Below are 15,058 nucleotides of genomic sequence, written 5' to 3'. Positions count from 1 at the left end.
GAGAGGTTTTATCCTGATAGATGCATGCTTCCATAATCTGTGAATCGGGTATGGATAAAAAAGCGTTTTAAATTGATGCAACGTACCGATGATTTTTTACGTATCAAATGACATATGCATGAAATGGAACCAAAGAAAGGGTGGCATTATGGGGAATGATATGAGCGTGATTTTGACGGAAAAAACGCCGAGTGGCGAGCTGAGGCTGATCGAGGAGCGAAGCTGGAGCATGAATATGGTGGCTGCGCTGGAGCATGTCAATTACCTCGTCGTCGGCGGGCAGGAATATGAAGCGATTGAAGGCAGGCTGAACGTGGATGAAGGCAAGCTCGAGCTGCTGCTTGTCCGGATCCGGAATGAATAGCGGCAGATTACAGGGAAGGGAGGAACGAAACATGACGAACGAACAACAGCCCCGGGAAAAGGAACAGGAAAAACCGGCATCCAAGCTGTTCGCGCCGGACGGCAAGCCTGTGAAGGTATTGTCCACGTCGCTGGGCGTGGCGCTTCTCGCGAACGCTTTCCTGCTGTCCGGGGCCACGGCTGCTGACGCAACGACCGGAACGTCGGATAAGCCGAAGCTGGTCTCTTGGTCCACAGAGGAAGTGAAAGCCTATTTCGACGAGAATGTTGACTGGAACATTCCGCTTCCGGACGATCTCAATCAGGAAGACAAGGAACAGGGAGAAGGCTCCGGCGGCAGCAGCGGTGGAAGCGGCGGAGGCGGCGGAACAACGGTCATCAACAACTATGGCACAAGCCATTCCGGATTTGGCTGGGATGATCTGCTGCTGTACCATTTTCTGTTCAACAGCGGTTCGAGCTACCGGCCGAGCACCTATTACGATAACCGGCGTACGTATTACACCGGCACGTCACAGACGTATAAGCCGCGTACCTATTCGAGCGGCGCATTCCAGAACAAATCGGTTGTCGGCTCTACGGTAACCCCCAAAACCTCCAGATCCACCGGGTCGATTACCCGGCGCGGCACTTCTTCGGGATCGGGCGGAATCGGCGGCAAATCGAGCGGCTACAGCTCGTCGGGAAGCTCGAGCTCGAAATCCGGCATTTTCTCGGGATCGCGATCGAGCTCGCGCAGCAGCGGGTTTGGCGGATGACCGGCAGCGTATTTACCGTGCTGGAGCCAGGAGGAGCAGATCGCAGGGAACGCGTAGAGGAGCTTCGGGAGCTGGGCTTCGCGTGGGCGGATCTCGAGGAAGAGGAGTATTGGCTTGACCAACTGGTCACCATGAACCAAGAAACCTATGACGAACTGGAACAGGCTTCCGCCAAGCTGTGGAGGATTCTGGACCGGACGGTTCGCTATGTTCACGGCAACCGGCATCTCTATGAACTGATCGGTATCCCGGATATTTTATGGGATATGCTGGATATCTGCCCGCTGCCCGAGGAGGGCCTGATCAGCCGCTATGCGCGGTTCGATTATGCTGTTGCGCATGACGGAAGCATCAAGCTGTACGAATTAAACGCGGATACGCCGACAGGCTACGTGGAAGCCTCCGTTGTTACACCCTGGATGTGCCAAGAGGCTGGGGTGGATTCGCCGAATGCGCAGATGGCAGGCCTTCTCGCGAAAGCTTGGGGCGTGGAGCAGCCGGATACGGCTGCCTGCATCGCATATGGTCAGCATTTGGAGGATTCGGGCACGATTGAGGCGCTCGTGCGGCACAGCGGCCTCGACATCGCCTGCGTGGACTGCCTGGAGCTCACCATCGATCACGGCGTCGTAAAGGATGGGAGCGGGCGCGAGATCAAGCGCATGTTCGCCCTGTATCCGAAGGAATGGATGGCCGTGGATGACGGCGGCGATGCGCTCGCATATGCGGTTGAGACCGGCAAATTGACGCTGTTTAATGGGCCGCACAGCATCCTGCTGCAGTCCAAGGGGCTGATCGCCGCGGCTTGGGGCCTTTACGAGCTCGGGCTTTTGTATGACGAAAGTGAACGCGAAACGATCGAAAAATATATTTTGCCGACATATAACAAGCCGGTCTTTTCAGGAAGCTATGTCTCGAAATCGATGTTCGGGCGCGAAGGCGGCTCCGTTCAGATGTTCGACAGCAGCGGGGAGCTGGAAATCAAGGACGAGGACGGCTTTGACACCAGCGAATTATTCCCTTCCGTCTATCAGCTGCGGGCCAATTTGCCCGAAATTGAGACGGTTGCCGGCAGCCGGCGCTTGTTAACCGGAATGTTCATGATCAACGGACAGCCATGCGGTCTGCTGGGCAGAGCCGGCGGGCTGATTACCGGGAATACGAGCCATTTTATCGCGATAGGAGTGAAATAGATGAGAAGAAACAGGGATAGCAAACGCCGGTCTGCGCGGGGGATCAAGCTTGCCTCCATGCTGGCGCTTTCCATGCTGGCGGTGCTGCTGCTGAATGCCTGCTCGGACAATGAGAGCACCGTCTTTCATACGAATTCCTCCTCGGAGGAGGCAGCGCTGGACAATGTATCCCGCGTTCCGTGGGATTACCGGATCGTGGAGAGCAGCGTGGGAGATTTGATCGGCAGCGACATGACGGTTCTGCCCGACAACGAACTGATGCCCAACGACGGGAATTACGCGACAGGGGACAAAATCTGGACTCTGCAGTACATGGACGCCGAAATGACCACGGATGCGACTCAGCGTAATAACGTCCAGCTGTCAGCCTGGTCTACGATCAAGACCTTCAAGACGCAGGATGAGGCCAAGAAGGACATGGCTAACCTCAAGGTGCCCGTCACGACGGAAATCGACCTGGTCGGTGTCTACAAAACGAAGTACAAGGATAAAACGCGGAACTTCGCGGTGCTGGAGCTGCCCTCGGGCAACCGGATCAAGCAGCCGATCGACGATGATCGCTACAAGAGCCTCGAGAAGCTGAAGAAGGTTTCCGTCAAGCTCGAAGAGATACATGATTTTGCCGACTATGATTCGGCTTACGCAAAATTCAGGGGGTGGGCGAGTTGACCGTCGTCGTTAATCTGGTCGTAAGTGTGCTTGTCATTATCGTGCTACAGCTGCTGGGAATGTTGATTTTCAGCTGGATGACGCCGTTTAAGGACATGGAGGAATTGAAAAAAGGGAACGTGGCGGTTGGTCTGGCGCTGGGAGGAAAATTCCTGGCTACGGCGATCGTTCTCGGCGTTGCGGCGTACACGAATACGTCCATTTGGTTTTTGGCGATGTGGTTTGCGGTCGGGTATGTCTGCCTCGTGGCGGCCTACTGGATTTTCGAGCTGGTTACGCCGGGCTTCAATATTGCCGACATGCTGCAAAAAGGCAACGTGGCGGTAGCCACCCTGCTGTGCATGGTATTCATTGGGACGGCTTTTGCCGTCAGCAGCCTTATTATTTAGTCAGCCGCTTCAGAAAGGGGTAGGCAGGTGCATTTTTTCCTCCGGTTATCCACCCGCATGATGCGTATGCGCAAAACGACAATAGCACTCATTATATTTTTGTTCGTCACCTGCAGCGCAACCATCGCGTTCATTCTGGAGCCAACAACGTTTCACAACTGGTTCAATGCCTTGTACTGGGTCATGACGACGATGGCGACCGTGGGCTACGGCGATTTCTTCGCCACCACCGTCTCGGGCAAGCTGTTTACGCTGTTCCTGTACATCTTTGGCATTGGGCTGCTCAGCTTGGTTATCGGCAAAGTGATTGATTCCATAGGCGGCATTCAGCGGCAGAGGGAGGCAGGAACGTTGACGTATCACGGCCGGAACCATGTCATCATTATGAATTGGAACAGAAAGGCGAAATCCGCTGTTCAGGAAATTTTGACGTATGACGAAAAAGCTCAAATCGTCATCATCGACGAATCGGATCGGCATCCGATAGAGGAACAGCATCAGGTGCATTTTGTCAGCGGCGATCCTTCGGCAGAGGATGTTCTGCGTAAAGCGGGGCTTGAAAGGGCCAGAGCGGCAATTATTTTCGCCGACACCCGTATTGAGGATACGTCGCTGATCGACGGCAAATCGCTGATGACCGCCTCCAGCATCGAACGGATCGCTCCGGAGGTACATACTACAGTGGAGATCATGCATGAGAAGCATATCCAGAATTTCCGGTTCGTGCAGGTCAATGAATTCGTGCTGTCGCATGACGCCATTTCGAGCCTGGCGGTTCGCGCCGCTTTGCAGGAGGGCAATTCGGCGGTGATCAGCCAGCTGATCAGCCGGGAGCAGGGGGACGATATTTACGAGGTTCCCCTGAATCCGGCGTGGCGCACCTACGGAGAGGCCTTTCAGGACTTGCTCCGGCAGGGAGCGACCCTGCTGGCTGACCGCAGCGACATGTCCATTAACCGCAAGCTGAATGATCCCATACCTCAGAAGGCCCGCCTTTATGTGGTGGCAGATGAGGTAACGTACCGGAGGATTGCCGGAAAATAGGGAAGCGGCACTTTACAGCCTATAGCAGCATATGAGGATAGCAGGAAACGCCCGGCGGGCTTGTGGAAGCAAGTGCAGCGGGCGTTTTCATATGCGCGAACATATACATAAAGAGAAATCCGACGCCGATCGTAAGTTAGAGAAGGACTCATGTATAGGAGGCGTTTCAATTGAAATTAAATCCCTACAGCAGCTTGCTTGTTTACCTGATTCTCTTTTTGAACCTGTGCTGGATGTCCGGTTTTCAAATATTCGGCAGCGCACGGCTTCATGAGCCCTCCATTCTCGCCTGGATTGCCTTTCTTGTTGCCTTGGGGAGTCTGGCGGCGCTGTTTTTCATTATATATGACATGGTAACGCGTAGGCAGGACCGGTTTGAAGGCAAAATCATTAACAAGGAAGGCACCTTGATCCATATTTTGACGACGGAGGATAAGCTGAAACGGCTGCGGATTCATCTTTCCGGGGTGCGTGATCAGCTTCTTGCGAATCAGATCGTCGAAGTCAAGCTTACCCATTTTACGAGGGTGCCAGCGAGCATCCGCATTCTAAAAGAAAGGGACGAACAGCCATGAATCCATCCATATATGAAAACTGGAACGGACACAAAGTCAAGCTGACCTGGATACCGGGAGAGGAGGAGCCCGATCCCTCGCTGGTTACGAGCGTGCATGGCATATGCCTGCATCAGGGCCTTGTGCTGGCCGTGCATGTGCAGGGCCGCGGCTTCAATCTACCCGGAGGCCATGTGGAGCCGGGAGAAACGCCGGAGGAAGCCTTTCACCGGGAAGCCTGGGAGGAGGGCAGCGTGAAAGGAACGGCGGTCTACCTCGGTAAAATGGAGGTCAGTCATGAAGAAGACGAGCATTTTGACCCAGGCGGCAAGTACCCGATGATCGGCTATCAGCCGTTTTACCGGATGGAGATTACGGAGGTGCTTCCCTTCAACCGCGAGCATGAATGTTTGTCCCGCATTTGGGTCGAGCCGGAAGAGTTCGAGCATGTCGTGGACGAGCACCGGCTGATCGGGCAGGTTCTGGACGAAGCGCTTCAGCGGGGAGGGCAGCGTTAAATGCCGGCCGCTGAAGACCACCGAAGAACGGGACGAGCGGATCAGCCGCATCAACGGTATCCGCAATGAGGTTATCCGAAGGCGCTGAACGTGTATGTTAAACCGGCCGCGAGCGATGAGAGGGGCATCATGGTCTTTTGACGGTCGCGGCATGCTTGTGCCGTTTGGCATCCTTCAGCTTGTTCCGGCGGATCAGGCGAAGAAGGTGGCGGTTGAACAGGTGCATGACCGCCAGGTGAACCTTGGCTTGCGAGTATTTGTAAACAAACCACGGAAGGGATGGCATGTAGTCGTGAATGGCAACGATGCATTCGCGGGTACCCGGAATTTGAAGGAACTCAAGCCGGCCGCGATGCGCATCCCTGACGTTCGCGAAAGAGCCGCCGGCAATCCGGTAGATGGCATGATCCGTCCGGCTTCGTGACCGGACAAAGGCCAGCTCCAGCAAGGGCTTCCTGCTGAGGAGGATATAGATGCGCGTGATTTCGTCTGCGCCGGTTTCCGTGCGGATCAGCGGCTTGGCAAAGCGCGAAAGCCAGGCCAAATAATAAGCCGCCAGCCAGTCCGCGTCCTTGCCCTCCGGCAGGCAGATCCTTTGCACGGAACGGACATCCGATTTGAGGGAGCGCCTCAGGGATCGAAGAGGATGTCTGCTCCTGTTACTGCGACCTCGCTTCTCTTCAAGCTTCTTTTGCCGTTCTTCCTCAAGCGCCGCCCGGGCGGCCGCCTCATACGCGATGCTGCCGTAACTGATGCCTTCGACCAGATGCCGCGACTGGGCAACCATCGGGTGGGCGAGGCTTTCGATGAGCGGGTAAGCCATCTCTTTGGGAGCCCCGGTAATCAGCGTCACCCACAGCCTTGAGAGCTTGATCGTCAGCAAGGGTACCGGAAAGAACCTGCGGCGTTTGCCCAGCATGGCCGCGGTCTGCTGTATCATATCTTTATAAGACATGACATCCGGGCCTCCAATGTCGATCGCTTGGCTGTAGACCTCACGGTTGCCGATGCTGCGCACAAAAGCTTCAAGCACATCCGGGAGCGCGATCGGGTGAGTCTTCGTTCTTGTCCAGGTAGGCAGAATCATGACGGGCAGGCGGCGCACCAGCTTGGCGAGAATCGGAAAGGACGAGCCTTCCGGGCCAACGATCAGACCCGCGCGCAGCGTCGTAACCGGCACGCCATAAGAGCCGAGTACTTGCTCTACCTCGAGGCGGCTGCGCAGATGCCGGGACAGGTCGTCCTTGCGTGTATCCGGAGGGATGATTCCGCTCAAATACACGATCTGCTTTATGCCATTCCGGTAGGCAGCCCGGGCAAAATGCTCGGCAAGGATGACGTCCATATCCTCGAACCTCCCCTGCGTCAGCTTCGCGGAAGGCAGCATCGAATGAATCAGATAAACCGCGTAATCGGCGCCTCGAAGCCCCTTTTCAGCATCCTCGAACGAGAAAAAATCGCACGAGCGCCACTGGATCCGGTCGGTATTCTCATAACGGTCGCCATGGCGGGACAGCGCTATGATGTCGGCATGGGGGATCAGCCTTTGCAGCAGGTTATGGCCGATGTACCCGGTTGCCCCGGTGACGGCGATGACCGGTCTGCGCTGCGGTTTTTCCGGCTGCATGAAATGCCACCTCCTGAAATTGGACTTGTGATGTAAGTTATTACCCCATTTGTTACAAGAGGTTTCTTTTATTTTTGGGGATAGGTTCATGACTCCTCCTCTGCAGGGAGTTTGGGCATGAATCCTTATCTGGCCCATAAAAAATGGACCACTCGGCCCAGCAGCGTCAATGGCATCCATGACGAGGCTGAGCCGAGTGGCCCTGAACATGTGTATGGAAGACTTTGGCTCCGGCGACAACAATGTGCCTTCGGCAGCTGTCCAGGGAACCATCTAATCATTAAAAGCGGTCCGAATTTCGGGCTTTGTTCCGGTATGGCTTATCCGCATAGCCTGACCGGGAACGGTACTGCTGCGGCGCGCGAGCCGGGTACCGAATAGGCAGCGAAAACATGTGTACCAGCTTCGTGAACGGGATGGATGCAAACAGCAGAAACGCAGAGACGACATGAAGCTGGAACAGGATCGGAACATTCTCCATCAGCTCATATTGGGGCTGGAAGATGAACAGGCTGCGGAACCAGGGGCCGATTGAGGTCCGGTATTCGAAAGCCGCGACCGTCGTATCGTATATCACCGTCAAATAGGTACCGAGCCCGGCCACGATCAGCAGCATCAAGCCCGAGAAATAATCCGTAAATGTGGCTTGGCGGCGTACCCGGTCGCTCGTCAGGCGCCTTACGATCAGCAGCACGAGTCCCGCGACCACCATCAGCCCCGCCAATCCGCCGCCCGCAATGGCAAAGATATGATAGATCTCGTCCGACACGCCAAGCCCCAAATATACCCGACGTGGAATGAGCATACCCATGACATGCCCGACGAAGGCGAAAATAATGCCGTAATGGAACAGGGGGGATCCCACTTTGAGCATCTTCTTTTCGAATACCTCCGTCGAAGGCGCCGCCCAGCTCGTCTGACGGAAAGCAAAGCGGTAGAGGAGCCCCACGATCATAACCGTCATCGTCAAGTAGGGAAAGATGATCCACCAGAATATCCCGGACATGTTATACCTCCATTCCTTTGCACGGGCTCATCGCATGCATGCCGGCATCCGACCTCGCCATGCCATCCATGCCGTACAGGAGCGGATACGGCATATCCGCGAGATCCGTTTTCTCTCTGGATTGCTCAAGCTTCCGGACATCCTCTTCCGTCGGTACGCCGAACACATGCCGGATCGCGATGATGAAGAAAGGCAGGTACGGATGGCCCTCGGGTAGATGCTCCGCAATCCGCTGGGCTGCTACGGCCAGCCGGCGCTGAAGCGCGCGCAGATGGACATTGTCCGGCGCGGCCGCGACCAGCTCGTACAGGGCAGGCATGTAATCTGCCAGCTCCCCGTCCGCCGTCTCGTAACCGGCATCAGCCATAATATGCTGCAGCAGGATGAGCGAAGATCCCCGGTCTCGGCTGTCACCCAGCTCATGCGCGGTAAGATAAAGGCCCGTAGCCTCTTTCAGATCGAAGGCGGCCACGTACGTTTCCTGCAGCTCCTTCAGCGGGAGGCGGCGCAGCTGTTCCAGTGCCGTAGTCAGCTCACCCCGGATTGCTCCGGATAACGCATCTTCTGAATCGATTGCCGCAATGATCTCTTCAAGCTCCTCCTGAAATCCGTCGGCCGGATATCCCGTGACCCGCGAGACGGCGGCCAGGATGATTCTTTGCTCGTCGTTCATCAGCCTTCCCCCCTTGCAAAAGGATAGGATACGACGCCTTCCGGCGGGGCGATGCCTTCGATGCTGCACGCTCCCTGCTGAAAAGCGAGGTTGTCGTCCATTTCCCGCCGCCCCGTCGGGATGACGAAGCGCTCGTTGTATTTGGCGACCGCAAACAGGCGGGCCATATCCTCGATGTCTTCCACCGTCATCCCCGCTTCCTCCAGCAGCTGGCTGTGGCGTAGCTCATCCATGCCTCCGACCGATTTATCGCGCATATGCACGCGCATCGCCGTCATTTTCAAGAGGACACGCCGCACGACAGACGTATCGCCAGCCGATAAGAGGGAGGCCAGGTATTCCACGGGAATCCGCATGTGGTCCACGGCCGGAATGTAGTGATCCGCCTGCTGGAGTGACTCCTCGTCGATATGGTTCATGATCGGACTGAGCGGAGGGACGTACCAGACCATCGGCAGCGTCCGGTACTCCGGATGCAGCGGCAGCGCCACTTTCCATTTCATCGCCAGCTTGTAAACCGGCGACTGCTGGGCGGCATCGATCCATGCATCGTTGATGCCGGCCTCCCGGGCTGCCTGAATCACCTCCGGATCGAACGGGTCCTTGAACACGGAGAGCTGGGATTCGTACAAATCCTGCGGGTCCGGTACGGAAGCCGCCTCCTTGACCTTGTCAGCGTCATAGAGAACGACGCCGATATACCGGATCCGGCCCACGCAGGTTTCCGAACAGATGGTGGCAAGCCCGGCTTCCGTGCGCGGGTAGCAGAAGTTGCACTTCTCGGCTTTGTGCGTGTTCCAGTTGTAGTAGACCTTGTGGTACGGGCAGCCGTTCATGCAGAAGCGCCAACCGCGGCAGGCTTCCTGATCGACCAGCACGATTCCGTCCTCCTCGCGCTTGTAGAGCGCGCCGGAAGGGCAGGAGGCGACGCAGGAAGGATTGAGGCAGTGCTCGCAAATCCGCGGAAGGTACATCATGAAGGTCTTTTCATATTCCATCGCGATGTGCTCCTGAAGCTTCTGCACGCTCGGGTCCAGCGGAACGACTTCGCTGCCGCCCGCCAGATCGTCGTCCCAGTTGGGACCCCATTCGGGCTTGTCGATATGCTCGCCGGTGATCATCGAGACAGGCCGTGCCACCGGAAGGTTATTCCGCTTGGGGCTGTCGATCAAGCTCTGGTAATCATAGGTCCAGGGTTCGTAGAAGTCATCAAGCTTGGCCATGTCGGGATTATAGAAAATGTTGGCGAGCTTGGTGATTGGGCCGCCGGCCCGCAGGGACAGACGGCCGTTGCGCAGCACCCATCCGCCTTTGTATTTTCCGGTATCCTCCCAGGATTTCGGATAGCCTGGGCCCGGGCGCGTTTCCACGTTGTTGAACCACATGTATTCGGCACCGGGACGGTTCGTCCAAGTGTTCTTGCAGGTTACGGAGCAGGTATGGCAGCCGATGCACTTATCAAGGTTCATAACCATGGCAACCTGTGCTTTAATCCTCAAGCCAATCAACCTCCTTCAGCGGTCTGATGATCGTGATCGTATCTCTTTGATTGCCTGTCGGGCCATAGTAGTTGAACCCGTAGCTGAGCTGCGAGTATCCGCCGATCATATGCGTCGGCTTCAGCGTAATCCGGGTGACGCTGTTATGGGTTCCCCCGCGTTTCTTGTTGATGCTCGTCCCCGGCACACCCATCGTCCGGTCCTGCGCATGGTACATGTAGGCGATGCCTTCGGGGATGCGGTATGTCGTTACGGCCCGGGCGACGACGGCGCCGTTCCGGTTGTAGACCTCGATCCAGTCGTTATCGTGGATGCCGATGGAAGCCGCATCCTTTTCATTCAGCCAGACGACCTGCCAGCCGCGGAACAAGGTGGACATCTGGTTGGTTTCGGTGAACATCGTATGAATGCCCCATTTCTGGTGAGGCGTCAAATAGCGCAGCGTCAAGGATTTGCCTGGATTGGACACTTCCTTTTCTCCCTTGAGGAAAGGAACATGGGCCAGCGGCGGGAGGTAAATCGGCAGCGCCTCGCCAAAGTCCAGGATCATTTCGTGATCAAGATAGAAGCTCTGCCTGCCCGTCACCGTCCGCCACGGAATGCTGTATTCCGTATTCAGCGTGAACGGAGAATAGCGGCGGTTGTCCTTCTCAAGTCCGCTCCAGACTGGCGCCGAAATGGCCGGCCGCGGCTGGACGGTGAGATCCGCGAGCGAATAGGCGTCCTCCTCGCGCGGCTCCGCAATGGGGGCCAGCTTCTTGCCCGTCTTGGCCTCCATGGAGCGCCAGCCCTCGACGGCCCGCTGACCGTTGGTCGCACCCGACATAAGCAGGATCGCTTCGATCGCCTGCTTGTCCGTCAGCAGATCGGGCTGCCCATGTCCGACGCCCTCGCGGCGGGAGACGCCCAGCCGTTCGAGCAGCTGGCCGTACACCTTCTCGCCGGGGATGTGAACGCCTTTGACGGTATAGCCCTTTTTAATATTAGGGCCGATCGTCGTCATTTTCCGGTACACGTTCGGGTAATCCCGCTGCACGATCTGGAAGGAGGGCATCGTCTTCCCCGGAATGGCGGGCACGTCGCCTTTGCGCCAATCGCTGATTTTGCCGTAAGCCTGAGCGATCTCGCTCGGGGTGTCATGGGCAAGAGGGGACATGACGACGTCCTCGCATGCAGGCAGATGCTTCTCTGCAAGCTCCGAGAACGCCTTGGCGATCTCCCGGAACGTATCCCAGTCGCTCTTCGCCTGCCAAGGCGGGGAGATGGCGGGATTGAACGGATGCACGAACGGATGCATGTCCGTGCTGCTGAGATCCGATTTCTCATACCAGGTCGCCGCAGGCAGCACGATATCCGAGAACAGGCCGGAGCTCGTCATCCGGAAGTCGATGCTGACGAACAGATCCGTCTTGCCTTCCGGCGGCACCGGATCGGTATGAACGTCTTCCGGCTGCCAGGAATGGGCCGTGTCCGTCAGCACGTTGTTGTCCGCCCCGATCAGATGCTTGGCAAAGTACTCATGCCCTTTGCCGCTGTCCCCGAGCAGGTTCGAACGCCAATTGAAAAAGACGCGCGGGAAGTTGCGCGGGTCGTTCGGATGCTCGATCGCCCACTCGATTTCGCCTGAAGCCGCCTGGGAGGCAATGCGTGCTGCCGCTTCTTCGTCGGTTGCCGCGCCGCCGGCCCGGGCTTCCTTGACGAGGTCGATCGAGTTCTGGGAGAACTGCGGGAAGGACGGCAGCCAGCCGAGCCTCGCGGCAAGCGCGTTGACGTCGGCGGGATGCTTCTTGTTGTACATGCCTCCCCATGGCGTCTGTTCCTCTTCGTTCACCCGGGACTCGTACCGGAACTGCTCGGTGGCAAAGTAGAAGAAGGACGTGCCGTTCTGCAGCCGCGGCGGCTTGGTCCAGTCCCCGGCGAACGCGACCTGCTGCCAGCCTTCGAGGGGCCTCACTTTCTCCTGTCCCACATAGTGGGCCCAGCCGCCGCCGTTCACGCCCTGCGCTCCGGTCAGCAGGACCAGGTTCAGAATGGCCCGGTAGATTTGATCGCTGTGATACCAATGGTTCGTGCCGCCGCCCATCGCGATCATCGACTTGCCGCCCGTCCGCGCCGCGGTATCGGCGAATTCGCGGGCAACCTGGATGACATGCGATTTGTTTACGCCCGTAATGGCTTCCTGCCAGGCCGGCGTATAGGGCTTCAGATCATCGTAATCGGCAGGGTAGTCGCCGGGAAGGCCGCGCGCGACTCCGACATGGGCCATCATCAGGTCGTACACCGTGGCAAAGGTAAGCGTCTGGCCGTCTGCCCCTTGGACTTGCTTGACCGGCACACCCCGCCGGACAATGTCGCCTTCCTTCTCCGCAAAGTAAGGGAAGTCGACCAGGAGGACCTGATCGGCATGATCGATGAAGGAGAGGGTAGGCTGCACCTCCGAGCCGTCCTCCCTTGTCAGATCCAGATTCCATTTGCTCTGCTGATCCCAGCGGAAGCCCTGGCTTCCGTTCGGGGCATACGGGGCATCCGCCTGGCTATCCCACACGAGTGTTTTCCATTCGGCAAGCTCCTGCATATCCCCGAGATCCGAAGCCCGCAGGAAGCGGTCTGTCCGGCAGCCGCCGGCATCTTCGCGGATAAGCACCAGGAAGGGAAGGTCCGTGAATTTTTTGACGTATTCCTGGAAGTACGGCGTCTCGCGATCCACGTAAAATTCCTTCAGAATGACATGGGTCATCGCCATGGCGAGCGCGGCATCGGTGCCGACGCGGGCGGGAAGCCAAATATCCGCGAATTTTTCGTATTCGGCATAGTCCGGACTGACGCCGACGACCTTGGTACCGTTGTAGCGGGCTTCGACCATAAAGTGGGCATCCGGAGTTCTCGTTTGCGGAAGGTTGGTTCCCCAAATGATAAAATACTTGGCGTTATACCAGTCGCCGCTCTCAGGAACGTCGGTTTGCTCGCCCCAAATTTGCGGGGATGCGGGCGGCAGATCGGCATACCAATCATAGAAGCTGAGAATCGTCCCGCCGATGAGGGACAGAAACCGCGAGCCCGCGGCGTAGCTTACCATCGACATGGCCGGGATGGGACTGAAGCCGACGATACGGTCAGGTCCGTAGGTTTGGATCGTATGGATGGAAGCCGCGGCAATGATCTGGCAGACGGTGTCCCAATCGATCCGCACGAAGCCGCCTTTTCCCCGTGACTTTACATAGCGCTCCCGCTTCTGCGGGTCGTTCATGATATTTCCCCAAGCGGTCACCGGGTCGAAGCCGAGTGCGGTCTCGGCCTGCCATAGCTCCAGCAGGTCCCCGCGGATATATGGGAATTTCACCCGGGCCGGGCTGTACGTGTACCATGAAAAGCTGGCGCCACGGGGACATCCCCGAGGCTCGTACTCCGGAAAGTTGGCTCCCGTGGACGGATAGTCGGTCTGCTGGGTTTCCCAGGTAATGATTCCGTCCTTGACGTACACCTTCCAGCTGCAGGAGCCGGTGCAGTTTACCCCGTGTGTGGAACGAACCACCTTGTCGTGCTGCCAGCGGCCCCGGTACAGGTTCTCCCAGTCCCGTCCGCTGGTGCTCTCCTCGGTCCAGCCGTCATTGATTTTCGATCCCCGTCTCAAGTGCTTCAGGGATTGCAGTAGCTTGTTCTGCTTGTTGCTCACGCTTCAGTTCACCCTTTCCCGGAAGTCATTGTGATCGGATTGAAACGTTCCCCTGTCAGCTTGAATGCGCTGCCGTCTTCCTGCAGCTCATCGAAGAAAATGCTCCATTCAGGCGCATTACAGGCCGCCAGGATAAGCCGCTGCAGCCGGTTCGGATCATGAATGTTTGCGATCAGCTCTGCGGCTTCGACGGGAATGGCGCCGAAACGCATGCTGAGAACCGCGGAGAGATCCTCGCGATCCTGATTCACAATTTCGTCTTCAAAATCGGACGTCATGGAACAGCCTCCTTTATTCGCTTGGATTGGTAGGGAGTAATGCCCGGGAAGTCAACTCAAGGCTTCATCATTTTGAAATAATCGGCAACCAGCGCCTTCTGAATATCGTCGCATGCGGCGCGGAAGAAGGCGCTAAGCTCTTCAGCCGATCCGGTGGACGAATCACGGTTGAATATCTGCCGTTTCAGGTAGGCGAGCCCTTCGCCGTAACGCAGAATGACCTCGATGCCCCCGGGAACAACTGCGCCGGACGCTTTGACATCATACGGATGCAGATTACAGCGGTCCAGTTCCAGCTTCAGCTTGTCGTACAGCTCGGGGGCGAGATACTGCAGCGGCCTTTCCTTCAGGCTTGCATTCGGCTCAGACTGCTTCTCCGTCTGCATGTCCCATCACCTCCGTATGGCCGATCATTCGTTCTTCGTCACGGTTATGAATTTCATCGATCCGTATCATCGCGCGGAATCGGTCCAACACGCCGATGGAAGCTCCTTCGGATGCCAGAAGCTCGCGGATGTCTTGGGCAAGCTCCCTCATCAATTGGTGATCCCGCGTCAGCGAGATGATCGTATCCCTCAGTTCCGGACGGGCAAGCGCCATCTCCCTGTACAATCCTTCTTCCTCGCTGGCCGCATGCTGGAGGGTACGGGTCTCCCAGTGCTCAATGGCCACAAAGGCGACCTCGAGCGCCCGGTCCGCATCCCCCGCGTTCAGGCATTGTGCGAGCATGGCAGTCAGCTCCCTGGCTTCCTCAAGAGCGGCCTCATGAATGGAGGCATGGCTATCTACGTTTCTTAATGCGGGTCCTGACATG

At 57.2% G+C, this 15,058-nt stretch carries 16 protein-coding genes; 8 read left to right on the top strand and 8 right to left on the bottom strand.

Annotated features, from left to right (window positions below):
- Window positions 1-148: 148 nt before the first annotated feature.
- The 8 genes from ACTHPM_RS19545 to ACTHPM_RS19510 all read left to right on the top strand — a co-directional run bounded on the left by ACTHPM_RS19545 (window position 149) and on the right by ACTHPM_RS19510 (window position 5,488).
- Entirely contained in the window at window positions 149-364 is a 216-nt protein-coding gene (locus ACTHPM_RS19545; protein WP_440397102.1) for a hypothetical protein, read from the top strand.
- Window positions 365-395: 31 nt separating this feature from the next.
- A complete protein-coding gene (locus ACTHPM_RS19540; protein WP_440397103.1) occupies window positions 396-1,121 on the top strand; it encodes a hypothetical protein in 726 nt (241 codons plus the stop codon).
- The gene (locus ACTHPM_RS19535) at window positions 1,118-2,314 is read left to right on the top strand and encodes a glutathionylspermidine synthase family protein (protein ID WP_440397104.1); all 1,197 of its coding nucleotides are present in this window, start codon (window positions 1,118-1,120) and stop codon (window positions 2,312-2,314) included. Before ACTHPM_RS19540 ends, ACTHPM_RS19535 begins: the two co-directional genes overlap by 4 nt.
- Window positions 2,315-2,983, top strand: coding sequence for a signal peptide protein (locus tag ACTHPM_RS19530; protein WP_440397105.1), 669 nt, complete (start codon window positions 2,315-2,317; stop codon window positions 2,981-2,983). It begins immediately after the preceding gene.
- Window positions 2,980-3,372 (top strand): DUF350 domain-containing protein, encoded by a 393-nt coding sequence (locus tag ACTHPM_RS19525; protein ID WP_440397106.1) that lies wholly within the window; start codon window positions 2,980-2,982, stop codon window positions 3,370-3,372. The genes ACTHPM_RS19530 and ACTHPM_RS19525 overlap by 4 nt, the downstream gene beginning before the upstream one ends.
- 60 nt (window positions 3,373-3,432) lie before the next feature.
- Window positions 3,433-4,416, top strand: a complete 984-nt coding sequence (locus tag ACTHPM_RS19520; RefSeq protein WP_440397107.1) for a potassium channel family protein — start codon at window positions 3,433-3,435, stop codon at window positions 4,414-4,416.
- A 170-nt stretch (window positions 4,417-4,586) separates the two neighbouring features.
- The gene (locus tag ACTHPM_RS19515) at window positions 4,587-4,991 is read left to right on the top strand and encodes a hypothetical protein (RefSeq protein ID WP_440397108.1); all 405 of its coding nucleotides are present in this window, start codon (window positions 4,587-4,589) and stop codon (window positions 4,989-4,991) included.
- Entirely contained in the window at window positions 4,988-5,488 is a 501-nt protein-coding gene (locus tag ACTHPM_RS19510; RefSeq protein WP_440397109.1) for an NUDIX domain-containing protein, read from the top strand. The genes ACTHPM_RS19515 and ACTHPM_RS19510 overlap by 4 nt, the downstream gene beginning before the upstream one ends.
- A gap of 127 nt (window positions 5,489-5,615) precedes the next feature.
- Here the strand turns inward: ACTHPM_RS19510 and ACTHPM_RS19505 are convergent, their stop codons facing one another.
- The 8 genes from ACTHPM_RS19505 to ACTHPM_RS19470 form a co-directional block, all read right to left on the bottom strand.
- Window positions 5,616-7,115 carry an NAD(P)H-binding protein gene (locus ACTHPM_RS19505; protein ID WP_440397110.1) on the bottom strand — a complete coding sequence of 500 codons (1,500 nt, stop codon included), beginning with the start codon at window positions 7,113-7,115 and terminating at the stop codon, window positions 5,616-5,618.
- A gap of 280 nt (window positions 7,116-7,395) precedes the next feature.
- A complete protein-coding gene (narI, locus tag ACTHPM_RS19500; protein ID WP_440397111.1) occupies window positions 7,396-8,121 on the bottom strand; it encodes a respiratory nitrate reductase subunit gamma in 726 nt (241 codons plus the stop codon).
- A 1-nt stretch (window position 8,122) separates the two neighbouring features.
- On the bottom strand, window positions 8,123-8,794 hold the full coding sequence (narJ, locus tag ACTHPM_RS19495; protein ID WP_440397112.1) for a nitrate reductase molybdenum cofactor assembly chaperone: 672 nt from the start codon (window positions 8,792-8,794) through the stop codon (window positions 8,123-8,125).
- On the bottom strand, window positions 8,794-10,293 hold the full coding sequence (gene narH, locus ACTHPM_RS19490) for a nitrate reductase subunit beta (protein ID WP_440397113.1): 1,500 nt from the start codon (window positions 10,291-10,293) through the stop codon (window positions 8,794-8,796). The genes narJ and narH overlap by 1 nt, the downstream gene beginning before the upstream one ends.
- Window positions 10,283-13,966 carry a nitrate reductase subunit alpha gene (locus tag ACTHPM_RS19485; RefSeq protein ID WP_440397114.1) on the bottom strand — a complete coding sequence of 1,228 codons (3,684 nt, stop codon included), beginning with the start codon at window positions 13,964-13,966 and terminating at the stop codon, window positions 10,283-10,285. The genes narH and ACTHPM_RS19485 overlap by 11 nt, the downstream gene beginning before the upstream one ends.
- An 8-nt stretch (window positions 13,967-13,974) precedes the next feature.
- A complete protein-coding gene (locus ACTHPM_RS19480; protein WP_440397115.1) occupies window positions 13,975-14,244 on the bottom strand; it encodes a hypothetical protein in 270 nt (89 codons plus the stop codon).
- Window positions 14,245-14,300: 56 nt separating this feature from the next.
- A complete protein-coding gene (locus ACTHPM_RS19475; protein WP_440397116.1) occupies window positions 14,301-14,630 on the bottom strand; it encodes a hypothetical protein in 330 nt (109 codons plus the stop codon).
- Window positions 14,608-15,057: a hemerythrin domain-containing protein gene (locus ACTHPM_RS19470; RefSeq protein WP_440397117.1), complete on the bottom strand. Its 450-nt coding sequence runs from the start codon at window positions 15,055-15,057 to the stop codon at window positions 14,608-14,610. Before ACTHPM_RS19470 ends, ACTHPM_RS19475 begins: the two co-directional genes overlap by 23 nt.
- Between the last annotated feature and the right edge of the window lies 1 nt (window position 15,058).

The sequence above is a fragment of the Paenibacillus sp. SAFN-054 genome (assembly GCF_051966755.1).
Lineage (GTDB): Bacteria > Bacillota > Bacilli > Paenibacillales > Paenibacillaceae > Paenibacillus_AQ.
Note: the sequence above shows the minus strand (reverse complement) of the source record. Positions and strands in the feature narration are given on the sequence as shown.